This is a genomic window from Hirschia litorea, assembly GCF_042665075.1.
GTDB lineage: Bacteria > Pseudomonadota > Alphaproteobacteria > Caulobacterales > Hyphomonadaceae > Hirschia > Hirschia litorea.
In genome coordinates, this window is record NZ_JBHTBR010000002.1 from 1,070,720 (window position 1) to 1,094,736 (window position 24,017).

The following is a 24,017-nucleotide window of genomic DNA, read 5'->3' on the forward strand; positions in this document are numbered from 1 at the left end:
TTATCGCTCCACATTCTTCGAATAATAATTGTCTTCGCTGTTTTTCAGGCGATCGACAACCACCTTCAACACCAAAATAGCTAAGCCGGTAAGAGGAAGACCGACAGTCAGGGCAAACAACGCAAACATTGCCACCCCGCCCGAGCCAGCATCAGGAATGCTTAAAATGGCAGACGCCATTCCAAAAACAAAAAAAGCAAAATAAATAAAAATCCCAGCGCCAATAAGGCTAATGCCTAAAATCGTCCATCCACTCGCATGCGTTTTCGCACGCATTTTTTGGTGATCTCCAACGGGGGATTGGCTGTTATATCTGTCTTGCAAAAGTCTTCCTTCCACGTTTCAGGCTTTTAAACCTGAAATACCCACAACGTCACAGCCATACTTTAAGAACAGCACATTCGACGAGACTAGAGCGACATCAATGCCCTAAGGTCAAGCCCCTTCATCTACAGGAACAGCCTCATAATAATACACACCATCAACGCGTTTGCGTTGCACGCGGCCACGCGCAAGCAGATAATTTAAGTGAGCAATCGCTTCGCCTGTCGCAGTAAAATAATCACCTTTACCAATTTTGCGGAAGAAAAGTGTTGCAAATACGTCCACGGCGCTCGCAGGCTCCTTTAAGCGCTCCCATAAACGTTCAATTTGACGCTGATGCCCTTCAATCAAATTCCGCAGCCGCGAATGTGCGCCCTTAAATGGACGATTATGCGCTGGCAAGACCAATACATCCGAGGGCACTTCATCAATCAGCTTCGCACAACTTGCCAGCCAGTCTGACAATGGATCAGCCTCTGGTTCAGTTGGGTACACAGATACATTCGACGAAATACGCGGCAATAACTGATCGCCTGAAATCATCACATTCAACTCTTCGCAATATAGGCACATATGTTCAGGACTATGCCCCGTCCCTTCTATTAAGCGCCAGTCTCGCCCGCCAATGGAAATAACATCCCCATCTTTCAAACGCCGATACGATTCAGGAAGTGGCCACACCATATTGCCAAAAAAACCAAACCGCTTTTTGTAATGGTCCAGCATGTCTTGCGTCCAACCCGCCTGAGCGTAAAATTGAATGCCTTCTGGTGGTGCCTCACGTCCGGTATCAGCCACAAGCATACGACACGAAATATATTCAGCTTGCGACATCCATAATTCACACTCAAATTTTCGGGTAATCCAGCCGGCCAATCCTATATGATCTGGATGGAGGTGTGTTCCAATCACACGCACAATCGGTTTGCCTTTAAGGTGAGTTTTGAAAATCCCCTCCCAAAGATCACGCGTCTCTTCCATCGACATGCCAGTATCAACCAGCGTCCAACCATTCTCTTCTTCAATAAGCCAAAGATTGATCCAATCCAGACCTTTAATCGGCAAGGGCATGGCCACCCACAAAACGCCATCCGCCACTTGCGTCACATGCCCTGGTTCTGGCTGAGCTTCAAAAGGATATTCAAGTTTTATCCGGCCTGATTTGCCAAAAAACTCTAATTTGCGGGCTTCCTCGGCGGCATCCACACTCGCAGTTTCATCACCAGAGTTTGCTCCAGATTTTGTCATGCGAAATATCCCCTGAGGTTTGCAAATCATTTTTAAAGCTAAACCTACGCCGAACAACGCACCAAAGGAATAGTAACCTAGGGGAAGATAGGGGTGTTTTTTATCCTATACCCCTGTCATGTCCGACAAAACACGAGATAATAAAGCTATAAAGCTCTGGCCCAATACAGGAGAATAGGTCGTATCATCACTTCGCAGCGGTTTGTTTGAATTTATACCCGTCACCACTATCCCTTCGCGAGTGCGCGACAACCAAGGTCCGCCAGATGAACCTTCGGTCAATTGATTTTCAGCTTCCAGCACACCCAATGCCGATGACTTCAATCGCCCAGTAGATGCATACAAATGACGTCCATCAAATGCATAAGCAGAACTAGGAGATTGCGGATATCCCAAACTCACAGCAGCCTCAGGCATGTCGGGATTTGCAACTCTCACACCTAATGCGCCCGTCTTAGAGAGGATGGGTTTATCCAACACGATAAATGCAAAATCGTGCGGGCTAGTTGGCTCCCCCGCCTCGGGGGCAATCCAAGCTTTCAGCACATAGCCGCGAACACCGGCCCATTTCTCAGTTTCGGCGCCCGCACGATATGCCGGTTCAAATATGGCCCAATCCGCTAAGCCAGACACTTTTTCAGATGAAGCTTCCCCCAACTTATCGCTGCCAATATCGCGATCACTAGATTGACCATTACCGTTTGAATGCACACTGCGTGAAAACACACAATGCCCTGCCGTCGCAATCACGCGCTCGGACACAACCCATGCAGTGCAATATCGCACAACACCCTCAATACTATAACTAAGGCGCCCAATCGCAGTATAAGGGTATTGAGATTGATCAATAATGGCCTCAGTCAATTCACCCGATTGAGTGACCTCCTCAAGGCGACGCTGAACATGAGGCGCAGGCACACCATGAATTTCAGGTCGCCCAAAAAAACGTTGCCCTGATGGCGGGGTTGCAATCAGCACCTCACCCTTATCTTTCAAAGCATCTAATTCAGCATTTAGAGCCTCAGGGTTTTCAGCTAAAACCTCAGGCGACACAGATGGACCATAGACATGATCGGGCAATTGCGCAGGCGTGGAGGATGCCGCAAGCAGGTCCATACCAGAGCGCTCATACCCTGCAGGCAGCCCCATATCAAACACGATAGGTTCGAGTGCGGAAACGTCATCCATCCCATATTTCCTATCTAAATTTTCCAAAAAGGTGAAAATAACCCTCAATTATAAACATTATCATATCAAGAGGTGACATTCCGCCTCTTCCTGTTTTGCGCATGATAGGCCATAACCTTTCCCATAATTGGAAAAATATGCCTTAAGAAAGTGTCTTCTCTATGGTCGACAAGTCAAAATTACCTTCACGCCACGTAACTATTGGCCCCAAAAAAGCACCTCAACGCTCATACTATTACGCTATGGGCTTAGGAACGAAGGAAATTGAGCAGCCATTCGTAGGTGTCGCATCCGCATGGAATGAAGCAGCCCCATGTAACATTGCCCTTCAACGCCAAGCACACGCCGTGTCTCAGGGTGTTAAGAATGCCAATGGTACACCTCGCGAATTCTGTACCATCACCGTGACTGACGGTATCGCCATGGGAACAGAGGCTATGCGCTCTTCCCTTGTATCGCGTGATGTGATCGCAGACTCTGTAGAGCTTACAATTCGTGGCCACTTCTATGACGCACTTGTGGGCATCGCCGGATGTGACAAATCACTACCGGGTATGATGATGGCCATGTTGCGCCTGAATGTCCCATCGGCATTCCTTTATGGTGGGTCAATCCTTCCGGGTCGCTTTGAGGACAAAGACGTTACTGTGCTAGACGTGTTTGAGGCCGTGGGTTCTTACGCTGTTGGTGCCAACAATATGGACGAAGCCAAGCTCAACAAGCTTGAGAAAGTCGCTTGTCCGGGTGCTGGTGCATGTGGTGGACAATTTACCGCCAACACAATGGCGTGTGTATCAGAAGCCATCGGTCTTGCTCTTCCGCTTTCGTCTGCCCTACCAGCGCCTTATGAAAACCGTGACCAATATGCGGTTGCCACAGGTGAAGCTGTGATGAAACTCATTGAGCGCAATCTTCGTCCACGTGACATCTGTACACTTAAAGCCTTTGAAAACGCGGCTGCCGTTGTCGCCGCGACAGGTGGGTCAACAAATGCAGGTCTTCACCTTCCCGCTATGGCGAATGAAGCAGGTATTGATTTCCCACTAGAGCGCGTGGCTGAAATCTTCAAGAAAACGCCTTACCTCGCCGACCTGAAACCAGGCGGACGCTATGTTGCCAAAGACATGGGTGAAGCTGGCGGCATGCCAATGCTCATGCGCACAATGCTTGATGGCGGCTATTTGCATGGTGATTGTATCACCGTGACCGGAAAGACGCTCGCTGAAAACCTTGAAGGCGTAAAATTCGATCCATCTCAAAAAGTCATCTACCCCGTCACAAACCCAATCACACCAACTGGCGGTGTTGTCGGCTTGAAAGGTTCAATGGCTCCAGATGGCGCAATTGTGAAAGTTGCAGGCCTCGCTCACCAAACATTTAGCGGCCCAGCACGCGTATTCGATTCTGAAGATGATTGTTTTGAAGCCGTGCGCGACAAAACATATAAAGAAGGCGAAGTCTTGGTCATCCGTTATGAGGGACCAAAAGGCGGACCAGGCATGCGCGAAATGCTCGCCACAACCGCCGCCCTTTACGGTCAAGGCATGGGTGACAAAGTTGCCCTCATCACAGATGGACGCTTCTCTGGTGCCACACGTGGTTTCTGTATCGGACACGTCACACCAGAAGCCTATGATGGCGGACCAATTGGTCTTGTGAAAGATGGTGACATCATCTCTATCGACGCTGTAAAAGGCACAATCGAGCTTGAAGTTGATGATGCGGAACTTGCCAAACGCAAAGCCGCATTCAAGCCAAAGCAAAATCTCTACGCAACAGGCGCGCTTTACAAATACGCCCAAACAGTCGGCCCAGCCCACCTCGGTGCGTGCACCCACCCGGGCGCAAAGTTTGAAAAACACATGTATGCAGACCTTTAATCCTGCCGCATAACGATTAGATAAAGCCCATTCTAGCGTCTCGCTTATGAGGTTGTTGGAATGGGCTTTTTTTATTGCCCACCCCATGCATTTAGATTGATACCCCCGCCATGTCACAGGCAAATTCACACAGCGACAAACCAGTTCTCGGCCTCACCTTTCGCCTCATCGCGATTGCCAGCCTTGCAACCATGTTCATGCTCGTGAAATTCCTCGGGGAGCGCGATGTGCATGTTGTGGAAATGCTGTTTTACCGCTTCTTGTTTGGCTTTGTGATGATGGGCCTATGGGTGTTTTACCGCAACGGCCTCGCCAGCTTAAAGACCAAACGCGTCGATCTGCATATTTCACGTGCCATTACGGGCGCTGTCGGCATGGGGCTAAACTTTGGTGCTGTCATGCTTTTGCCCATGGCCGAAGCCGCCACGATAAGCTTCACCGTTCCCCTTATCGCAACCTTATTGTCAGTTATTTTGTTGTCAGAATATGTCGGTCTGCGCCGCTGGATAGCTGTTGTGGTTGGTTTTATCGGAATTGTGATCGCCATACAGCCTTGGCACAATAACATCCCGCCCATTGGCGCAGCAGTCGCGTTTGCGGGCGCAGTGATGACGGCGCTGACTATCATTATTGTACGCAAACTCTCCGCGACAGAGTCTTCAGCCACGATCGTCTTTTACTATACCGCGATGTCCGTGCCTGTTTTGGCCATTGCCATGTTTTGGTTTGGCAAAGCCCACTCATGGGAAATTTTTGGCCTGCTCGCCTTGATTGGCCTTTTTGGCACAATCGGACAGATCACCCTGTCGGAATCGCTGCGATACGCCAATGTCGCCGTTGTCATGCCGATGGATTATTCCAACCTGATATTTGCGACATTTTTTGGCTATATGATTTGGGATCAATGGCCCGTAGACTCGCTATGGTTTGGCCTTCCGCTGATTGTTGGCTCCGGCATTTATATCGCCCTGCGCGAACACAAACTCTCCATCCAACGCGCCCAACACCCCGAAAATATCGCACCATAAAGATATATACTAGTTGACTATCGCTTCACCCCTTAGTTTGAGAAAGTAGCGATATACCCTCTCGCGAACCTAGAACGGTCTCCATAGGGGAAACTGTAATCGTCCTTCGGCACATCCTGCATGCACTCAAGTATTTCACTAGCTTCTTTCGACCTAATTTCACAATCGTCGTATTTAATTCTGCCAAGCTCTTTATAAACCAAGACTCTAAATTCTTCTTGAGTTTGAAAGTTCGTTTTTCCTTTTCTTGGATCCACAGCCGTTACAATTTTTATAGACTTGTTCCATTTATCTCCAAAGGCAGGATGATTTAAATGGCGAATATCTACTACATTAGCTAAAAGTGCTGATACAGAATAGGCGGTTCGAGTTGCCCCAATCAATTGAATAGCAAGCTTTTGAGATAGTGCGAATTCAGGGACATTTTTCGTAAGACGCAATAATGCCAATATCTGATTCAGTTGCTGCAATTGAACTGACCCAATATTGCCCTCTTCAGATATAGTTAATAATATTCTTTCAAATTCTGCTTTTTGCTTCCAAACAAACTCTTCTGCTTTATCAGAGTTTTCTCGAGATTTACTTCTCAGATTCTCAATATGCTGGATAAATTCTTTTGTTTTCCAAAAATTAAATAACTGCTCCAATTGTTTGGTCGGAGGTCCTACAAGCAAGTTAAATTCAACCTGCATCCATAGTGCACCTTCACGCAAGGCATCATTTTTCGACAAAACAAGCTCATTCAAACGCTTCACACTATAAGGAACTCTTGGTTCATTCCTTATCTCACAGTTGTCACAATGCTCTTTTATTTCTTTGAAAAATTCTTCTGACGGAAACCACTTATTTTTTTCACGGTTATATCTCATGCCACTTTCAAAAAAATCAGCTTCCAAAAAAGGGTCAAATGACTTCAATTGTCCTGCTTTATAAAGTTTTCGTTCGGTTCTTCGTCTATGAGAGATACCTAGCGCTTGTAGCAGTGCTGCCATTATAACCAAATCAACCATTGCTCGTGCACCGAACGTTAAATGTTTGGCCAATGAGGAACTTTCGTTAGAAATCGAAAACGGTGTCTTTACATCTACATTGTAAATTTCGAACCAGTCGACAAAGGGTACAGCTTTAGCTAATTCAGCTCCAAAAAACCTAAGCCAATCAACAAAAGCATTTCCAGAAGTCATCCCTTGAACTTCTTGAAATGGTGCCAACCACCCCTGTATCTGATGAAGCGTTAAAGGGACCAAAACAAAAAATGAAGCATATGCGAGCAACGCCTCATCTTTGAAATCATTCTCAAACCCAATATGAATACCGCCTTTTCTTGTGGACTGAAGCCTAGATGCAGTATCTCTATCTTCTTCAACCCAAGCCCAGCGGCGCCCCAGAGCAAATGCCAAAATCATTGCAAATGAAATGGGTATCAAACCAAATGGGCTAGCAAGCACAAAACCCAACGAAGACAACAACAACATTATTAAAACTAAAAGAAAGTGCCCAGTTCGCTTCTCCGTACTCCCAGACAAAGGAGCGATCACCTTGACCATATAACTGTCAATCATACTAAGCGGTTTAGTAACCCCGCCTAATAAAGCATCAATTGAACTCGGCCCCATCGAATGAACTCTGGATGCATCCAAATGTGAAGTCCTCAACCATCGTGTAATGTTAGGTATAAATATGACAGATAAAAAGGCGATAACAACTAACCCCGTAACAAATACGCCGAAATTTTCTGCCATCTTAAAATCACCACTAGAAGCTGCTGCAACCAAAGCGACTATTAGACCAAGAGCCGCTAAAAAGACGATAAAACTAGTAGCGGTAATCACATCTGTACGAACAAATTTAACTTTCAACTTTTTAGATTCTAATTTTGATTTCAAATAGTTTCCTACCAGCAAGGGAAAAAACGAACTAATTGAAAGTCCAACAAATACACTCACATGCAGCGGGTCATAATCCACACCTATCCTAAGCTGTAATGGAATTTTAAATACCGCGCTTGCACTCAGATAGGCAATGCCACACAAAACGGTCAAACTCGCGATAAGATAGAAATACATTTCAACAAAACCGCGATGAATTATTGCACTCCGATTTGACTGAGAGCTGTTTACGTTGGGTTCCGTACTTTCTATAGCCTGGCTCAACTTTCTCCAGACACCCAATACTCTTGAAATTAAAGCGATCTGGTAAGTTACAAAGAAAAAACCTAGAATAATTCCCCATTCCGTAACGCCAACTATTTGATCACCTGACACCAAACAATCTACCAATATGATGTGAAGTAACAAAGTAGAAAAAAGACCAAAAATAAGTGCTGTTTTATTCATTTATAAACGTGCCACCCCAAAATCCCCCAACGGCATCATTAACAATTCATTAATACTTCAATCACGTGAAGTTGCAATCTTCAACAAAAATTTTCACGCTATTTGGGGTTACAGTTTATCAACCCTCTAAAACTTATCCCCCGCCTGAAAACCTCGTGCATACTACGTCCATCACACCTCATGGGGCGGCTCGCGACCGATCGTGCTGGGGTGGGATGGTGTACCCTTCAAACCACATGGCGCATTCGGAGTGTCTATGCAGGTGTTGGGCGTGCTCTAGGGGATATCCTTTGCGGGGGTGGCTGTCGTCATCCTTAGCGGGCTTTGGGGGCAGGAACCCCTTATAAGAAGGAACCTCACCACGGTAAATCACCATGCGAGGCACGCAGATTTGCGGCCTACTTACCTGCTGGGGCCCGTGTGCAGATCGGGTCTTGGCTATCACTGCCAAAAATCTGTGTGCTTCGCGCCCTGATTTTACAAAGAATGCTTATACTCTCGCATCAGAAATGGTGGCGGAGGTTTTGGTGTATCCGGCCCTCAGGCCGACGCGCAAAGCGAAGGCACAGGTGCGCCAATTTCTAATTGGCAATCGCACCGCGCAAAGACAGTCAAATGGCAGAGGCTTTGGTGTATGGAGGCGTCCCGCACAGATATTGACATTATTTGAAATTCAACCCTACCCTGAATTTACGTTACGATAAGTTCGCAATAACTTTCATAAGGGGGAGGCATTCATGTCTGCTGCGATTTTAAACACAACGTCACTAAGTTCACTTTCTAACGCAAACCAAACCTCACGCGCGAAAGACAAACGTCTCACTAAATTCTTGCTTTCAGGCGCGCTCGCCACAGCTCTTACAGTCGGCCTTTTCAGCGTGATGGAATATCTTATCCGCATTGATCAAATTGAGATTGCGCAAGTTAAATCCCACACGCTCACAAGCTTCATTGCAGAAACGGCGACGATAGAAGACGTTTTCATAAAAGATGACGTCATCACCAAGATAGAGCCAGCAACACCGCCGCCGGCCGCGCCCACACTTATCCATAAACCCACGGATGGCGCTATTCTCGGCGGATATACAATCGCCGCAAGCACGCCCGATTTTAAAACTTCAATCCCCACCATTAAAACAGGCGTTTATCGCGGCCCCACAACGGCAATCCCTATTCGTGCGCCTTTGCCAAGCTATCCAAACCGTGCGCAATCAATGGGCCTTTCTGGAAGCTGCGAAGTCGCCTTCTCCTTGTCGGCACGCGGTGAACCTTTCAACATAGCCGCCACATGCAGCCATCCCGTTTTTGTGGAATCAGCTGAACGCGCCGTAGGCAAGGCTGCATTCTCTCCGACAAAAAATGATGATGGCATGCCCGTCATTACACACAATGTCGTCTGGCCGCTTGAGTATAAACTCAACTAAAACAGTCACCGTCATTTCTGTGCGGCTTTCTAGGGCTTATCTGGCAAGTCGCACATTAACCTTCCTTGCCCCTCCCGCATTTGACCGATATATCTAGCCTCAGCACATTGCATTGAGGGGACGGACATGAATGAGATCGCAGGAACTGACAATCTGCTACAGCTCCACGAATTGCTCGGCCAGCACCGTGAGCTAATCTCTAACACATGGCAGTTTTTCGTCAGCGTCCATATCGCGATTTTCGGTCTGCTTTTCATGATCAATCCAGAGCGCGTCAACTGGGCTTCGCGTTTCGTATTATTTGCGGCCTATAGCGGCTTTATGTACCTCAATTATAATGCCCAAGTGGACAATTATAATTACAGCCTGCAATTGCTCACCCTCGCAAAAGAGCTAGAAATAGGCCTCCCGACATCTCACGCAATTCTCACAAATGTGTTTGGTGAGCCTGGTTGGGTTCTAAAATACTTGATCTACATCTTTAGCGTTGCCATGTGTGTGGGCGGAACCTTAATCCTGATCCCAAACAGTCCCCGTCGCCCAAGGCAAGACACAAATGCCAAATCAAGACACGGACGTTCAGGCCCCAAGGGATTAAAACTAGCAGAGCCACAACCGTTCGAAGACTAGTCTCATTGGTCCTTGACGTATTCAAAAAGGACCACGTCTTGCGCATCACTTTTCTAACCCTGCTTGCCATGCTTGCTTTTGCGGGAAACTCAATTATTGCACGCCTCGCTTTAAGCTCTCAAGGCATGGAGCCTGCGCTTATTGATCCTGAAAATTACGCCCTCATTCGGCTTGTATCCGGTGCCGCTGTGTTGGGCGTGCTGGTCGGCATCAAGCAAGGCTTTAGCTGGAAAATCGTTCAAGCAGGCAATTGGGTGTCAGCTTTCAGTTTATTTTTATATGGTGCGGCCTTCGCCTATTCCTACGTCATGATCGATACCGGCCTTGGTGCACTTATTCTATTTGCCTGCGTGCAACTCACCATGATTGGATGGGCCGTAATAAAAGGCCAAAGCCTCAGTGTTTGGGAAATTGCAGGTTCACTCCTCGCCTTTGGCGCACTAATCTGGCTCGTCTCCCCCGGCATTGCAGCGCCTGATCCTTTCGCTGCTTTTCTTATGGCCATATCAGGAATTGCTTGGGGCGCGTACTCGCTACGTGGGCAAACATCCTCCTCCCCACTCAATGCAAGTGCGGGTAATTTCATCCTCACAATACCAATGCTAATCATCCTCATCCGCCCCACAGATTTGCAGCTGTCAGGCATTGCTCTCGCAATCCTATCAGGTGCCATCACATCAGGATTGGGATATGCGCTGTGGTACAGCGTTCTACCCAAACTTAGCACTGCTAAAGCTGCGATATGGCAACTCAGCGTACCTGTATTTGCGGGCATTGGTGGAAGTTTGCTATTATCAGAAGCATGGACTTTACGTTTCACCATCGCCTCCATTCTTATCCTAAGCGGTGTAACCATGGCCATATTCGCTAAGCAAGCACGTACACTCCCTAAAGATTAAAATAAAAAAGCCGCTAGGACATATCCCAACGGCCTTTATTCATTTTCTAATTTGCACTCTCACTCTTTAAGGGCAAGGGTTTGGTTGCACTTGATGGATCGTATTCACGCAATCTTCCATCATTTCAGTCCACTCTAAATCAAATGCATCAATACAAATTTCCAGCTGCTGCATTGTTGTCGAACCGATTATTGTCGAACCCATATAAGGGCGCGTGTCGCAGAATTTAATTGCCAATTGAGTAGGATCGACATCCAACTCTAAAGCAAGATCTAAGTAAGCCGTAATTGCTTTTTCAGCGATCGGCCCTTCATAACGCCCTAACCGCTCAAACAATTGTTTTCGGGAGCCTAAGGGCAAAGCCCCATCACGATATTTACCCGTTAAATAACCTTGTGCCAAAGGCGAGTAAGCGAGCAAGGATACGTCTTCATGACGACACACTTCCTCCAAACCGACTTCAAATTCGCGGTTTACAAGACTAAATGCGTTTTGAATTGAAGCCACACGCGGCAAACCTTTGGCCTCAGCCGCCTGCAAGAATTTCATCACGCCATAAGGCGTTTCATTCGACAATCCGATATGGCGAATATTGCCCTTTTCAACATGCGCATTCAGCGCCTCTAACTGCGCTTCAAAACTTTCAGATTCAACCTTCCAATCATCTTCAGACATGGCACCGCCGAAAAGCGCGACCTTACGATCTGGCCAATGAATTTGATAAAGATCAATATAATCGGTCTGCAAACGCGATAAGCTTTGTTCTACAGCGATATCAACTTGCTCTTTGGTGACGCGCATAAGCTCATACTGCTTGTCACCGCGCATATAATTTAAACCAGAACGACCGACAATTTTTGACGCCAGAATGATTTTATCTCGATTGCCCGTTTTTTTAAACCAGCTTCCAACAATCTTTTCTGTGGCACCATAAGTTTCAGCCATTGGGGGAATGGAATACAGCTCTGCAGTATCAAAGAAATTGATCCCTCGCTCCAACGCATAATCCATTTGAGCATGGCCTTCAGCTTCGGTGTTTTGCTGGCCAAATGTCATGGTGCCAAGGCAGCAAGAAGACACATCAATGCCTGTTCGACCAAGTTTTCTCATTTGCATAGCCATATATGCCCTCTTTGATTGGTTGGATTTACGCCTAATCACGCATCATTTCTTTAAGTAAAGTGATTTGAGCCTTGTGCAAGACTGCAGGTCTCACCAAATTGTGATCACACGAGGTTATGCGCTGTACTATCTTAGTGAAGTAGTTTGAAAATCGCATCACAAAGATTTGTGAAGCTTGGAGGCTTAAAATGAAAAAAACATTGTTTACGACCGCACTTTTGAGTGCATCTATCATCACCCTAGTGGCCTGCAACCCACAAGGCACCACAGCAGAAGCTGCACCTGCACCAACGCCGGCTCCAGTAGAGACCAAAATTGATACTGCTAAAGCAGACGCTGTAGCAGCTCAGCTCGCAGAAACAGCAGCTGGAGAATACAAGCTTGAAAACACCCATGCATTCTTGTTCTGGAGTCTTAGCCATGGTGGTCTCTCAACATACACCGCTAAATTTACAGATTGGGATGCAACGATAAACTTTGATCCAGCAAACCCTGCTGCATCAACTGTATCTGCAACGATAAACCCAATCTCCGTGCAAACAGATCACCCAACCAAAGCGGACGAATGGCACGCTGAACTCGCGAATGACTTTTTCCTAGCCCAGGAATTTCCAGCAATAACATTCACGTCTACATCAGCTAAAACCACTGGCCCCAACACAGGTATCATCACAGGAGATCTAACTTTCCTTGGTGTAACCAAATCACTAGACCTAGATGTTACTTATAATGGTGTCGGCAACAAACCTTGGCTTGGTGATTTGGACGTGATCGGCTTTGATGCTGTAACTCAATTCAAGCGCTCTGAATTTGGACTTACAAAAGCTGTCGAATACGGCATTGGTGATGTTGTTACGATCAACATCTCAGCTGAGTTTGTACAGACAGCACCAGAAGCAGCGGCTGAATAATATCGCCTAATTTAGGCAAGGGTTTCGATCGCTCCGCATACCTTTAGTAAAAGCGGAGCGGTCAAATTCCACACGGCTCTTTTGCAAACCAAAAAGGATATAGCATGTCCCTCTTTCGCTCATTGCCTGCCCCACGCCGCATATTAGCTATAGCGGGACTTTCTCTGCTGACTGTATCAGGCTGTATTTCAAAACCAGTCCAGTCCATTGCCCAATTGGAAGCTGGTAATTACACGCTAGATAAGTCTCATGCGTCGCTTACCTTCGCTGTCCAGCATATGGGGTTAGCATGGTATACAATGCGCTTTAACGACTTTGACGCAACTGTAAAATTTGATGCTGACAATCCAGAAAATTCATCCGTTTCCGCGATAATCGACCCTTTCTCAATTGACGCGAACCACCCAGAAAAGGGTGCAGAATGGGACAATGAACTTGCTACAGATGATCGCTTTTTGTCCGCCAATAAATATCCAGACATAACTTTCACCTCCACATCCTTAAAACGCCTAAGTGATACAACTGGTCTTCTGACCGGTGACCTAAATCTTCTTGGAGTTACGAAACCAATATCTATGGACGTTACTTTTCATGGATCTAATACAGTTCCATGGGCACCAGACAAAGCCATTCTTGGTTTCTCAGCCAAAGGCTCATTTAACCGCTCCGAATTTGGAATGACTTCTCTTTTGCCCAACACTGTCAGTGATGAAGTACGCTTTCAGATTGAAGTAGAATTTGGCGAAAACTAAAATTAGTGTATGCAAATCTAAGTATCCAAAACCGCTTTGGGAGCCGTCCTCATGCCAATAATGAAATATCGCTATTCAGCAGTTGCTATCGCCTTGCACTGGGTAATCGCGTTAGCAATTTTGGGGATGATTGCACTTGGCTGGTATATGGGCGATTTGCCCAATGATGCAGCCAATAAAGCCGACTTATATCAACTCCATAAGTCCATTGGAGTGTCTATTCTTGTTCTAACAATTGCGCGAATTTTATGGCGCATTATGAACAAACCGCCTGAAGAACTACCCATGGAGCACAAGCAAGCTTTGGCTGCCAAAGCTGTTCATATCGGGTTCTATGCACTTATGATCTTGATGCCTCTTACAGGGTGGATTTTAGTATCTGCATCAGCACGTGGCTTTCCGACAATATTGTATGATGTCATTCAATGGCCGCATCTTCCTTTTCTACCGGACCTTAGTGCTGATACAAAAGAAGCAATCTTCCCAGTTTTAGAGAATGCCCACGGCAAACTGGCTTGGGTCGCAATTGTGTTGCTAGCCTTGCATGTATTGGGGGCTCTCAAACACCAATTTATTGACAAGGACGGGTTATTGGCACGTATGTTACCGGGTATTTTTGGAGCCACAGATGGCCCACAATATACACCTAAAGGACTGGCATTTGCTTTTGGCGGTGCCCTCCTTTTCTTTGCTGGGATTGTTGGCGCTGGTGCTCTTTTCAGTAAGGCCGACGCTCAACCTAAACCCGACCGCGTTGAAACCACTTCAGCACCAATCACACCCAATTGGGCGATAGATTATGCAGCCAGTGAGATAAAATTTTCAGGGGTCTACAATAAAAAGCCATTTGAAGGTGTGTTCAAAGATTGGACCGCAGACATCGAATACCGCACTGAAGCACTTGAAGACGCCGCAGTCAAAGTTGTCGTTCAAACAGCATCCGCAACCACTGGAGACAATTACAGCGACACCTCCCTCACAGGTCCTGACTTTTTCAATGTGAAAAAATTTCCGCAGGCAATTTTCACTGCAAATGGAGTCTTTCCGACAGATGATGGATTGGAACTTACTGCTGTTTTAAACTTAAAGGGACAAGATTATCCCATTCGCATGCCCTTCGACCTCATCCTCGCTGAAAATAGTGCTGTGATGACTTCTAGCTTCAAAATTGACCGTTTAGCGCTTGGTATTGGTGCAGAAAACGACCCAAAGGCTGAATGGATATCAAAAGATATTGATATGGATGTTAAACTTGTTGCGACCACGATAGAATAATATCCAACAGCTAAATTTCTGCCTTTAGAATGCCCTATTCAACACGCTTATATATGCGTCGCTGAACAGCTATATTTGGAACACCATGTCTGAGAAAATCGTATCCCCCAACCATCTCGCTATGGAAAAAGCTGCACGCGCAATTCGTAGCGGTGGTTTAGTCGCTATACCAACGGAGACCGTTTATGGCCTTGCTGCAGATGCAACCAATGGCGAAGCTGTTGCACGCATTTTCGCAGCTAAAGGGCGCCCAAATTTCAATCCTTTAATTTCCCACGTTAGCAGCATGGAAATGGCAGAATCTTTAGCTGTGTTTAGTCCAATGGCGCTTGAGCTAGCAGAACGCTTTTGGCCCGGACCGCTAACTCTCGTTCTACCCAAATCGAAAAATTGTTCTGTCAGCGACTTAGCGACAGCTGGATTAGATTCTATAGCCATACGTGCACCGAGTGATGTTACAGCACGTGGCCTCATTGAAGCTACCAAATGCCCGCTTGCAGCCCCCTCTGCGAACCGTTCAGAACAACTATCTCCCACGACTGCGCAACATGTTGCAGACGAATTAGGAAACAAAGTAGACCTCATCCTTGATGGCGGACCATGCCAATCGGGTGTTGAATCAACCGTCATTTCACTGATCGGCGATCAACCTACACTGCTGCGCCCTGGCGCTTTATCACGCTTGGAGATTGAAGCCAGCACTGGCCCTCTCGCTGCACCGAGCGGTGAAATAGTTAGCCCTGGCATGATGCGCCGCCATTACGCGCCAAATGCAAAACTTCGATTGAATGTCACGAAACCTGAAAGCGATGAAGCCTATCTGGGTTTTGGGCAAACGTCTTTTAAGGTCGCGGCAAATCTTTCTAATTCAGGTGACCTAATCGAAGCGGCCGCAAACTTATTCGCAATGCTGCGCATCCTTGATCTGCAATATGGAAAAATTGCAATCGCGCCCATCCCAAATGAAGGTTTAGGCGAAGCAATCAATGATCGCCTCAATCGCGCCGCTGTATAGCCCTTGTGTCGACGGAAGAAGACCGCCAATTGGCCTTTTTCCTCAAACAAGATTAACCTTAAGAAATAGACTTGACCTTCTGGCCTAAGCAATGATTGTGCGCTTATGCCAAGCAGGATATTTCTATTCAGCGGAACCATAGGGGAACGGGCTCATGCGGACGATTTCATTCTTGTGCTTCATCATTGCTTTGACATGTGGCGGGCTGTGGGGCTGGCTTTCTTTACAAGGCTCTAGCCCTATAAAATCTACCGAAAACGCCGCATCTCCTCCTGTTGTTATGATGGAAGCCCCAGCGCCCGCACCGGCACCAGCTCCAATGTCCGCACCTGCTCCAGCCTCAGCGCCAGCTAAAGAAAATACTAAGAGCGCCCAAAGCTCTGCAGAAATGCCGCAAATTATACCTCCACCAAACGCATCAATTCATAATCGTTTCTCCACACAAAGCACGGATGATGATCCGATTGTGGCTGAACGTAGCATTGAGTCAGTAACGCCCAGCGCGTTGGATAACTTTAAATCTCGTCCTATCGCCTATAACCGCCCGCCAGAGGTAATGGCGCTCAATCAAGCTGTGGATGTTTCCTTGATAATTGACGCCACAGACGAAGCAAACCCAGCGGCTGGATTAGAAGGATTTGAAGGCGAAGTTGTTGAAAGAGATGTCGTTTTATCGGATGAAGTTGCAGCACAACTTACCGGACAAGCATTTGATATCCAATTGATGTCTGTCTCACGTCAGATACTTTCATCGCGTGCGCAAAACCGTTGGCAATGGCGTGTTACCCCCATAAAAGAAGGGGAACATATGCTGATTTTGGAAATCTTTGGCTATGCAAAAGGATCTAACGCTGCTGAACCTCTGGATGCATATCGGGATAAGATCTCTGTTGAAGTCAAGCAATTTGATAAAATCGTAACACTTGCAAAGGATTACGAGCCAGTGATCGGCGCTATTGGCGGGATAGCTGGCATGTTCTCAGCGCTGTTTGCGTTCATCCGTTTTGCCGGAAACCGTAAGAAAAAGAAGAGAAGAGCCTAAAGCTCCCCCCTATTTCATATTTTGATGCGGTGCTGCACCTTGCCTGCTTTAGGGCTGCTAGGTGCCTGCACTAGCTCTTGGGAGCAGGTTGTGGTCGTGTGAAGACCCACTTGTCACCGGCTGTAAGTGCGCTGTCGAATGAATAGCCTTCAACATTGAAGTTTTTGAGCGATTCAACATCGTTGATCCGGTTTTCAATAATATAGCGCGCCATCAATCCGCGAGCCTTCTTCGCAAAGAAACCAAGCGTGCGCGCTTTACCGTCTTTTATATCTTTAAAGTCACACGTGATAACTTTGGCTTTGAGCGCTTTTTTATCGACGGACTTGAAATATTCATTTGAAGCTAAATTCACCACAATTTGATCACCACCACTTTGGGCAAGGTCAGAATTGAGTTGCTTAGAAATTTTATCACCCCAGAACTGATACAAGTTTTCACCGCGACGTGTTTTCAGTTTTATTCCCATTTCCAAACGATAGGGCTGAAGCCCATCAAGCGGACGTAAGACACCATAAAAACCTGACAGAATGCGGATTGTATTTTGAGACCATTCAAGAGACTCTTTATCAAGTGTCTTCGCCTCAAGACCAAGATACACATCCCCATTGAAAGCTAAGGCTGCTTGCTTTTCAGCTTCTTTGTTTCCTTCCGGAGCAAATGCTTGAAAGCGATCATAATTTAAGTTTGCAAGGTCTTCGGAAATGCCCATCAATTCGCGTAGTTTCGCACGTGTTAAGCCTTGTGTTGTTTTGCTCAAGACTTCCGTTTGATCGGCGAGCAAGCGATCTGACATTGGCAAATCAGCAGGTGCTGGATCATAATTGAGGGATTTGGCAGGAGAAAGAAGCACAAGCATGGACACGGCCTTTTAGTTTACGATTCACTTAGTTAGACTCTAAATAGGCAGTCTTGCACGCTAGGTCACGCTTTTGCGCATGAATATCGTCCATCACTGCGTGACATATGCTAAAAACCATTCCACAACGCGCCCTACGCTTTTGCAATTATTAGACACGGATTGTTCTTCATGGCTTGGACAAAGACTTATGATGGTGATGAGCCTCAACGTATCAATAAATGGTTGGGACAATCAGGTGTATGCTCTCGTCGCGAAGCGGAAGGATTGGTTGAGCAAGGTTTGATTTCAATTGATGGCGTTGAAGTCACTGAACCTGGCCGAAAGATTGTAAAGGGCGAAACACTCACTTTAGCTGACGCTGCCACCAAGAAACTTGCAAGCGCGATGTCAGTGGTACTGAACAAGCCTGTAGATTATGTATCGGCGCACCCAAATGAAGGTGAGATACCAGCCATTCGCCTGATTACTAAAGCCAACCTTGTAGGTCACTCAGATAGCCTCCCCCATAGAGACTCACGCCTCGCGCCTGTTGGTCGGTTGGATAAGGACTCTCGTGGGCTATTGATTTTGACCGAAGACGGCGTGCTGACAAAATCTGTTATCGGACCAGAGGCAGACAGTGAAAAGGAATACCTTGTGACTGTGCGCGGCGTAATCACCCCCGAACGCGTCCAAGATTTATGTCATGGCCTCATGCTGGATAACCGCGTGCTCAAACCCGCCATTGTCACGCATGAGCGCGGGCAATTATTGCGCTTCATTCTGACAGAAGGCCGCAACCGCCAAATTCGGCGCATGTGTGATCTTGTCGGGCTGAAAGTTGTAGATCTATTTCGCATCCGTATCGGGCATGTACATATCGGGGACCTTGCCGAAGGAAAATGGCGCGCATTGACGCCTGCCGAACGCGAAGGACTGATACACAAATCCCAAGTGGAATATATCCCTCAACCAGACCCAGAACCGCCCACGCCTGAAAAGTCACAATACCAACAATATCGCGAACGAATCCAAAATCGCGATAACCGAGACAAACCGCGTGAACAGTTTGACCGCAAAAGCGCAGGCTTTAAATCGGGACCACAAAATAGTGATCGTCCACCAGTGAGGCGCAAGAAGAAACCATCTACGCGCCCCAAATATCCCGGTAGCTAAAGCTTAAAATAAGCCGCGTTTAAGAATTTCCGTTGGACCGCTTTTCATATCAAGTCTTAGTTCGCCCTCTGGATAATCTTCACCTTCTGGTGTGTTGAAAGCCACATCAATCAAAAAGGCTGGCATTGTGTTCTCATGCATTTTGCCATTGGGATCGAACACTTTCCATTCAAGACACCAAAGATCGTGAAGTGGCTCTAGTGAAAACTCTTCTTCAAGACCTATCTCTTGGGAAAGGCCAGGAATACCCATAGACAAAGGTATTGCTGCAACGCTACTTGGCTCAACGATAAAGGGTTGAATATATTGCGTGCGTACATATTCAGGCGCTATATATTGCTGAACACGATGGCGCTTGCTGTCTTTATCTATGGCGCACGAACCCGGTTTATTGGATTTAACTGCAGAAACATCAGAAATAACCAGCGCACGCGTTCCCCTATTCGACACAACGAGCGTGCTATCTACCCAATAGCGAAAATCAATGCTTTTGCCTTCACTATTGGAGCTATACCCGCGATTTATCTGCCCTGAGACTTTCGCAACTGCGGCTGTCAGCGTGTAGCGTGCATCAAAAAATGTTAGATATGTTGTCATACTCGACAACACCATCGCGGCCAGCGCCATCACAGTACTCGATATATTTCGCATTCTGTCCCTCTATTTCCACTCTCTACGCTGTGACGCGCAATTTCTTTTGTAATTCACGTGCAAATCTACGCACTTGGTTTTCGCCGCCCAAACCGATTTTTGACGTCATGACAGGTTCTTTTTGATCTCCAAAGATTATCAACGAACCCTCTTCATCATCCTCTGGCAGAGAAAAACCATGCTCTGCAAAAGTGGTACGTACCCCCGCCCATTCTGAAATAGGGTCATAGCCCTTATCGACGGAACCGCGATCATTGGGCGGATCAACAACAATTGTCTTTTCCAAAGCACCCGATGTCAGCAAATGCTCGACTTCCCACGACGTGCCCGGACGCGGCGATGGAAGGAGAACAATCATTTCAGCTTTATCAATCAACAATTTAATCGCGTCTTGCCAAACCTCATCCGCCACACGAACACGCCCCGCCCCCATATGCTCAAGCGGTTTACCAAGCGCTATTAGCTTTCCTAGCGGGCGAAGTGCTTTTTCAACTTCTTCTTCAAACTCAACACGATCATTAGTGAGAATAAACTGCGTCGCGCCACCTATGCCATCAGGCCGAAAACTCATCATTTTAGGCTGGTCTGCACCAATCTTATTGGTTGAGATGAAAGGACGAAGATAGAGGATAAAGCTTTCAACCTTCGAGTCATCATTCTCGCTCAATGATTTAAAAATGCGATCTGCTTCAATGTCTCTGTCGCGCTGCTCAAACCAGCCTTCTAAATCAAAGAATAATTGCGCAATAAGAATTGAGATAACTATCGCCGTAATGAAAAGGAATAATGCAGCGATAGGTGGCAGTTCAGGTCGGGACGCAGAAAAGGCTGCAACAAAAGCACCGCTTATTAGAGAGAAAATCAACGCAATCATGCTGATTTTTCGGCCCCAATTTGTGCCAGTGGATGTGTTCATATTTTGCGCAAACCGTTTAAGCATGAATCATCTTGGCCTTATCTTCGCGACTATTGCCCCAACCTTAGCAAATCCAATGGGGCGGGAATATGTTTTTGTCGTAATGTTTTAACGATAATCACCAGTTGAATAAGATTGCCAAGGCTCGCGGATGAGATACAGCCATCATTTCTACGCTCTGAGACCATAAACTGCTTGCATCACAGCCGCGTGCATCATAATTTTTTACTATGTTAAAATCATTCCTAGAGCGCCTTAAGGGCGACACCGCCGCATCACAACCAGAGTTTCTCAATGAGAGCGATGCGCGCACCGCCGTGGCTGCCCTATTAGTGCATGCTGCCCATGTTGATGACGATTACACTGATGTGGAGCGCGATCTGATTGGATCAATCCTTGCGCACATATATAAGCTTAGAAGCGATGAAGCACTTAGCTTACGCGAAGAAGGCGAGAAAGCTGAAGAAGAATGCGTGGACACTTACCGCTTCACCCAATTGATAAAAACTAGCCTTCCAGAATCTGACCGTCTTGTCGTGCTGGAAGGTTTGTGGAGCGTAATCCTGTCGGACGAAACACGCGATCCAAATGAAGACGCACTTGTACGCAAATTAGTTGAAATGATGGGATTAGACCCCATTTCGTCAGCCCACGCACGCCAACGCGTTGAAGCGGCAATGAAGGGATAATATCATGTCAGTGAAGGTTGATTTTATTTTTGATATTGCAAGCCCCAATGTCTATCTCGCGCACAAGCTGATACCTGATATTGAGGCGCGCACAGGCGTTAAATTCAATTATATTCCCACTCTCCTTGGCGGTATTTTCAAGGCGACAGGCAATCAACCTCCCTTTATCACATTTGCAAATGTGAAGGGGCGTTTTGCGTATGAACAATTGGAATTTCAACGTTTTTTAAAGCGGCACAAACTTTCAAAGTTTAAGATGAATTCCAATTTTCCAGTTCACACAGTCTTGCTCCAGCGCGGTGCAATTGTGGCGCATGAATTGGGTGTTTTCCCTGCTTATTTTGAGGCAGGGCTGAAGGCTGTCTGGGAAGATAATTTAAACCCAAAAGAACCAGATGTGCTAGCTGAAATACTTAACAAGGCTGGCTTGGATGCCGCCATAATTATCGAACGTGCGCAATCGCCAGAGATTAAAGCAAAGCTCATTCAAAACACCGATGAGGCAGCAAATCGCGGCACATTCGGTGCGCCAACTTTCTTTGTGGGTGAAGAGATGTTCTTCGGTAAAGATCGTCTTGATCAAGTGGAAGAAGAAATCAAAGCGCAACAAACCGCCTAAGGCCTCACGGCATAACTTTATGGTGAGGCATGCTCTGCTTCACCAATAAAACCATTGCGGATAAGCCCTTTGGGGCTATGTCTATCGTGACGCCCACTTTACGATAGGAAACGATTCATGAGCGACTTTTTACTACTGGCATTCATATTTCTTTGTGCCGGAGTTGTTGCTGTCCCGATTGCGTCACGGCTCGGGCTTGGATCTGTGCTTGGGTATTTGATCGCGGGAATTGTGATCAGCCCCCTGCTTACACTTTTACATGTGGATGTGATGTCTATTCAGCATTTCGCTGAATTTGGCGTCGTGATGATGTTATTTCTAGTTGGCCTCGAGCTAGAACCCAAACTCCTCTGGAAAATGCGTATTCGCCTTATGGGTCTAGGTGGCGGGCAGGTATTTTGTACCGCAATACTCATAATGGTCATTTCAATCGCCTTTGGTTTGGGGTGGAAAGTCTCCCTCGCGATTGGGCTTGTTTTGGCTCTATCCTCTACCGCGATCGTTTTGCAGACGCTGAACGAAAAAGGCCTTATGAAAAGCGATGGTGGTCAAAGCGCCTTCTCCGTCCTTTTATTTCAAGACATCGCCATCATTCCAATGCTTGCAATGATGCCCTTACTGGCATCTCCAGAAATCGCCGAAGCTGCTGCTCAAGCTATGGGTCATGCCGCTGAAGGGAATGATCACGGGTCCGACTATAGCTTGGTGAGACACCTCAATGCCTGGCAAACAACGCTCGTCTCGCTGGGGGCTGTTGCAATTGTTGTGTTAGGCGGAAACTACCTTACACGCCCAATTTTTAGATTCATTTCCGCAGCCCATTTGAGAGAGTTATTTACCGCAGCAGCCCTTATGCTGATCATAGGCATCTCTTTGCTTATGAATTTGGTGGGACTTTCACCTGCCCTTGGTGCTTTTCTAGCCGGCGTGGTTTTAGCCAATAGCGAGTACCGCCATGAACTGGAATCCGACGTGGAACCGTTCAAAGGAATATTGCTGGGCATATTTTTCATCACAGTTGGCGCGCGCATAGATTTTGAACTTCTGTTCAGTAATTTTGCAAATGTGATTGGCCTTACATTTGGGCTTATTTTACTTAAAGCAAGTGTGTTGATGGTGCTGGCCTACATCTTCAATATTAGAGGTCAGCATAAATGGCTGTTTGCACTCGGCTTGGCCCAAGCTGGTGAATTTGGCTTTGTTCTGCTCTCCTTTGTCGTCACAAACCATATTATCCCCGCTTACATCGCGGATCAGCTCATGCTGGTTGTGGCGCTATCCATGCTAATCACGCCTTGTTTGTTCATCATCTATGATAAACTCATCGCACCCCAGTTTAATAAAAGCCAAACTCGCGAAGCAGACACTATTCATACAAAAAGCAAGATCATCATGGCAGGCCGGGGCCGAATGGGTAGCATTGTCGATCGAATGCTACGCAGTGCGGGTTATGATTCAACCGTAATTGATTACAGCTCAAAACACTTAGATATTCTGCGCGCCTTTGGCGTGGACCACACCTATTTTGGCGATGCGACACGTCCTGACCTACTGCATGCTGCGGGAATTGAAGATGCAAAAATACTAATCGTTTTGATTGATCAAAAAGCGCAGATCAATAAACTCGTGAAATATGCAGCTACCCATTATCCTGATCTTCACATCATAGCCCGCGCAGTAGATCGTGATCATGTGTATGAGCTTTGGAGTTTAGGGTGTCGTGATATTGTGCGCGAAACCTATGATAGCTCACTTCGAATTGGGCGATCTACACTAGAGGCTTTGGGCCACTCATATGACATTGCTGAAGAGATCAAAAATACATTTGACGCTTGGGATCGCGAAGCGATGCGTGAAACAGCAGATGCATATGACATCAATATTCCAGCATACCAAAACAAAGCCTTCTTAGCGAAAGTTCGACAAATGCTTGAAGAGCGTGAACCTGAGCTAAGACGAAAAATTAGTGACATAAAAGCCAAGAAACCTGCCTCTAGCTCAGAAGATATGGATCAAACCAGCAAATTAAAAAGCTAGTCAGATTTTAGCCC

General features: G+C 46.6%; 22 protein-coding genes. 14 read left to right on the top strand and 8 right to left on the bottom strand.

From position 1 onward, the window contains the following. From ACFQS8_RS05025 to ACFQS8_RS05035, 3 genes are all read right to left on the bottom strand, one after another. Positions 1-276, bottom strand: coding sequence for a hypothetical protein (locus ACFQS8_RS05025; RefSeq protein ID WP_382166171.1), 276 nt, complete (start codon positions 274-276; stop codon positions 1-3). Between the two features lie 159 nt (positions 277-435). Continuing rightward, positions 436-1,572, bottom strand: coding sequence for an MBL fold metallo-hydrolase (locus ACFQS8_RS05030; RefSeq protein ID WP_382166172.1), 1,137 nt, complete (start codon positions 1,570-1,572; stop codon positions 436-438). 105 nt (positions 1,573-1,677) lie between these two features. Further along, positions 1,678-2,760 (bottom strand): trypsin-like serine peptidase, encoded by a 1,083-nt coding sequence (locus ACFQS8_RS05035; RefSeq protein WP_382166173.1) that lies wholly within the window; start codon positions 2,758-2,760, stop codon positions 1,678-1,680. A gap of 161 nt (positions 2,761-2,921) precedes the next feature. Here ACFQS8_RS05035 and ilvD point away from each other — a divergent pair, with 161 nt between their 5' ends. Then, positions 2,922-4,640, top strand: a complete 1,719-nt coding sequence (gene ilvD, locus ACFQS8_RS05040; protein ID WP_382166174.1) for a dihydroxy-acid dehydratase — start codon at positions 2,922-2,924, stop codon at positions 4,638-4,640. Positions 4,641-4,750: 110 nt separating this feature from the next. Continuing rightward, a complete protein-coding gene (locus tag ACFQS8_RS05045) occupies positions 4,751-5,668 on the top strand; it encodes a DMT family transporter (RefSeq protein ID WP_382166175.1) in 918 nt (305 codons plus the stop codon). 32 nt (positions 5,669-5,700) lie between these two features. On the opposite strand, the gene ACFQS8_RS05050 is transcribed toward ACFQS8_RS05045, so the two are convergent. After that, positions 5,701-8,004, bottom strand: a complete 2,304-nt coding sequence (locus ACFQS8_RS05050) for a hypothetical protein (protein WP_382166176.1) — start codon at positions 8,002-8,004, stop codon at positions 5,701-5,703. Positions 8,005-8,741: 737 nt separating this feature from the next. Between ACFQS8_RS05050 and ACFQS8_RS05055 the strand changes: the two genes are divergently transcribed. The 3 genes from ACFQS8_RS05055 to ACFQS8_RS05065 all read left to right on the top strand — a co-directional run bounded on the left by ACFQS8_RS05055 (position 8,742) and on the right by ACFQS8_RS05065 (position 10,957). Next, the gene (locus tag ACFQS8_RS05055; RefSeq protein WP_382166177.1) at positions 8,742-9,428 is read left to right on the top strand and encodes an energy transducer TonB; all 687 of its coding nucleotides are present in this window, start codon (positions 8,742-8,744) and stop codon (positions 9,426-9,428) included. Positions 9,429-9,554: 126 nt separating this feature from the next. Next, positions 9,555-10,058, top strand: a complete 504-nt coding sequence (locus ACFQS8_RS05060) for a hypothetical protein (protein WP_382166178.1) — start codon at positions 9,555-9,557, stop codon at positions 10,056-10,058. A gap of 38 nt (positions 10,059-10,096) precedes the next feature. Further along, complete coding sequence (locus ACFQS8_RS05065) at positions 10,097-10,957, top strand: DMT family transporter (RefSeq protein ID WP_382166179.1); 861 nt, start codon at positions 10,097-10,099, stop codon at positions 10,955-10,957. A 66-nt stretch (positions 10,958-11,023) separates the two neighbouring features. Here ACFQS8_RS05065 and ACFQS8_RS05070 read toward each other — a convergent pair whose 3' ends face one another. Next, entirely contained in the window at positions 11,024-12,073 is a 1,050-nt protein-coding gene (locus tag ACFQS8_RS05070; protein WP_382166585.1) for an aldo/keto reductase, read from the bottom strand. Positions 12,074-12,267: 194 nt separating this feature from the next. Here ACFQS8_RS05070 and ACFQS8_RS05075 point away from each other — a divergent pair, with 194 nt between their 5' ends. The 5 genes from ACFQS8_RS05075 to ACFQS8_RS05095 all read left to right on the top strand — a co-directional run bounded on the left by ACFQS8_RS05075 (position 12,268) and on the right by ACFQS8_RS05095 (position 17,074). Next, the gene (locus ACFQS8_RS05075) at positions 12,268-12,990 is read left to right on the top strand and encodes a YceI family protein (RefSeq protein ID WP_382166180.1); all 723 of its coding nucleotides are present in this window, start codon (positions 12,268-12,270) and stop codon (positions 12,988-12,990) included. 104 nt (positions 12,991-13,094) lie between these two features. Continuing rightward, entirely contained in the window at positions 13,095-13,742 is a 648-nt protein-coding gene (locus tag ACFQS8_RS05080) for a YceI family protein (protein WP_382166181.1), read from the top strand. A gap of 51 nt (positions 13,743-13,793) precedes the next feature. Continuing rightward, entirely contained in the window at positions 13,794-15,017 is a 1,224-nt protein-coding gene (locus ACFQS8_RS05085; RefSeq protein ID WP_382166182.1) for a cytochrome b/b6 domain-containing protein, read from the top strand. Between the two features lie 85 nt (positions 15,018-15,102). Continuing rightward, the gene (locus ACFQS8_RS05090) at positions 15,103-16,032 is read left to right on the top strand and encodes an L-threonylcarbamoyladenylate synthase (protein ID WP_382166183.1); all 930 of its coding nucleotides are present in this window, start codon (positions 15,103-15,105) and stop codon (positions 16,030-16,032) included. Between the two features lie 154 nt (positions 16,033-16,186). Then, on the top strand, positions 16,187-17,074 hold the full coding sequence (locus tag ACFQS8_RS05095) for a hypothetical protein (RefSeq protein ID WP_382166184.1): 888 nt from the start codon (positions 16,187-16,189) through the stop codon (positions 17,072-17,074). A 70-nt stretch (positions 17,075-17,144) separates the two neighbouring features. On the opposite strand, the gene yaaA is transcribed toward ACFQS8_RS05095, so the two are convergent. Further along, entirely contained in the window at positions 17,145-17,933 is a 789-nt protein-coding gene (gene yaaA / locus ACFQS8_RS05100; RefSeq protein ID WP_382166185.1) for a peroxide stress protein YaaA, read from the bottom strand. A 171-nt stretch (positions 17,934-18,104) separates the two neighbouring features. Between yaaA and ACFQS8_RS05105 the strand changes: the two genes are divergently transcribed. Beyond that, complete coding sequence (locus ACFQS8_RS05105; protein WP_382166186.1) at positions 18,105-19,091, top strand: pseudouridine synthase; 987 nt, start codon at positions 18,105-18,107, stop codon at positions 19,089-19,091. Positions 19,092-19,094: 3 nt separating this feature from the next. Here the strand turns inward: ACFQS8_RS05105 and ACFQS8_RS05110 are convergent, their stop codons facing one another. Beyond that, positions 19,095-19,742: a hypothetical protein gene (locus tag ACFQS8_RS05110; protein ID WP_382166187.1), complete on the bottom strand. Its 648-nt coding sequence runs from the start codon at positions 19,740-19,742 to the stop codon at positions 19,095-19,097. Between the two features lie 22 nt (positions 19,743-19,764). Then, positions 19,765-20,682, bottom strand: coding sequence for a hypothetical protein (locus ACFQS8_RS05115; RefSeq protein WP_382166188.1), 918 nt, complete (start codon positions 20,680-20,682; stop codon positions 19,765-19,767). Between the two features lie 206 nt (positions 20,683-20,888). On the opposite strand from ACFQS8_RS05115, the gene ACFQS8_RS05120 reads away from it, so the two are divergent. The 3 genes from ACFQS8_RS05120 to ACFQS8_RS05130 all read left to right on the top strand — a co-directional run bounded on the left by ACFQS8_RS05120 (position 20,889) and on the right by ACFQS8_RS05130 (position 24,003). After that, positions 20,889-21,347, top strand: coding sequence for a tellurite resistance TerB family protein (locus ACFQS8_RS05120; protein ID WP_382166189.1), 459 nt, complete (start codon positions 20,889-20,891; stop codon positions 21,345-21,347). Positions 21,348-21,351: 4 nt separating this feature from the next. After that, positions 21,352-21,966, top strand: a complete 615-nt coding sequence (locus tag ACFQS8_RS05125) for a 2-hydroxychromene-2-carboxylate isomerase (RefSeq protein ID WP_382166190.1) — start codon at positions 21,352-21,354, stop codon at positions 21,964-21,966. A 117-nt stretch (positions 21,967-22,083) separates the two neighbouring features. After that, complete coding sequence (locus ACFQS8_RS05130; RefSeq protein ID WP_382166191.1) at positions 22,084-24,003, top strand: monovalent cation:proton antiporter-2 (CPA2) family protein; 1,920 nt, start codon at positions 22,084-22,086, stop codon at positions 24,001-24,003. Positions 24,004-24,017 lie beyond the last annotated feature (14 nt).

Bases quoted from the DNA above. Each gene is read 5' to 3' on its own strand.
- ACFQS8_RS05025 (WP_382166171.1), bottom strand. From the start codon at position 276: ATGCGTGCGAAAACGCATGCGAGTGGATGGACGATTTTAGGCATTAGC.
- ACFQS8_RS05030 (WP_382166172.1), bottom strand. From the start codon at position 1,572: ATGACAAAATCTGGAGCAAACTCTGGTGATGAAACTGCGAGTGTGGAT.
- ACFQS8_RS05035 (WP_382166173.1), bottom strand. From the start codon at position 2,760: ATGGATGACGTTTCCGCACTCGAACCTATCGTGTTTGATATGGGGCTG.
- ilvD (WP_382166174.1), top strand. From the start codon at position 2,922: ATGGTCGACAAGTCAAAATTACCTTCACGCCACGTAACTATTGGCCCC.
- ACFQS8_RS05045 (WP_382166175.1), top strand. From the start codon at position 4,751: ATGTCACAGGCAAATTCACACAGCGACAAACCAGTTCTCGGCCTCACC.
- ACFQS8_RS05050 (WP_382166176.1), bottom strand. From the start codon at position 8,004: ATGAATAAAACAGCACTTATTTTTGGTCTTTTTTCTACTTTGTTACTT.
- ACFQS8_RS05055 (WP_382166177.1), top strand. From the start codon at position 8,742: ATGTCTGCTGCGATTTTAAACACAACGTCACTAAGTTCACTTTCTAAC.
- ACFQS8_RS05060 (WP_382166178.1), top strand. From the start codon at position 9,555: ATGAATGAGATCGCAGGAACTGACAATCTGCTACAGCTCCACGAATTG.
- ACFQS8_RS05070 (WP_382166585.1), bottom strand. From the start codon at position 12,073: ATGCAAATGAGAAAACTTGGTCGAACAGGCATTGATGTGTCTTCTTGC.
- ACFQS8_RS05075 (WP_382166180.1), top strand. From the start codon at position 12,268: ATGAAAAAAACATTGTTTACGACCGCACTTTTGAGTGCATCTATCATC.
- ACFQS8_RS05080 (WP_382166181.1), top strand. From the start codon at position 13,095: ATGTCCCTCTTTCGCTCATTGCCTGCCCCACGCCGCATATTAGCTATA.
- ACFQS8_RS05085 (WP_382166182.1), top strand. From the start codon at position 13,794: ATGCCAATAATGAAATATCGCTATTCAGCAGTTGCTATCGCCTTGCAC.
- ACFQS8_RS05090 (WP_382166183.1), top strand. From the start codon at position 15,103: ATGTCTGAGAAAATCGTATCCCCCAACCATCTCGCTATGGAAAAAGCT.
- ACFQS8_RS05095 (WP_382166184.1), top strand. From the start codon at position 16,187: ATGCGGACGATTTCATTCTTGTGCTTCATCATTGCTTTGACATGTGGC.
- yaaA (WP_382166185.1), bottom strand. From the start codon at position 17,933: ATGCTTGTGCTTCTTTCTCCTGCCAAATCCCTCAATTATGATCCAGCA.
- ACFQS8_RS05105 (WP_382166186.1), top strand. From the start codon at position 18,105: ATGGCTTGGACAAAGACTTATGATGGTGATGAGCCTCAACGTATCAAT.
- ACFQS8_RS05110 (WP_382166187.1), bottom strand. From the start codon at position 19,742: ATGCGAAATATATCGAGTACTGTGATGGCGCTGGCCGCGATGGTGTTG.
- ACFQS8_RS05115 (WP_382166188.1), bottom strand. From the start codon at position 20,682: ATGCTTAAACGGTTTGCGCAAAATATGAACACATCCACTGGCACAAAT.
- ACFQS8_RS05120 (WP_382166189.1), top strand. From the start codon at position 20,889: ATGTTAAAATCATTCCTAGAGCGCCTTAAGGGCGACACCGCCGCATCA.
- ACFQS8_RS05125 (WP_382166190.1), top strand. From the start codon at position 21,352: ATGTCAGTGAAGGTTGATTTTATTTTTGATATTGCAAGCCCCAATGTC.
- ACFQS8_RS05130 (WP_382166191.1), top strand. From the start codon at position 22,084: ATGAGCGACTTTTTACTACTGGCATTCATATTTCTTTGTGCCGGAGTT.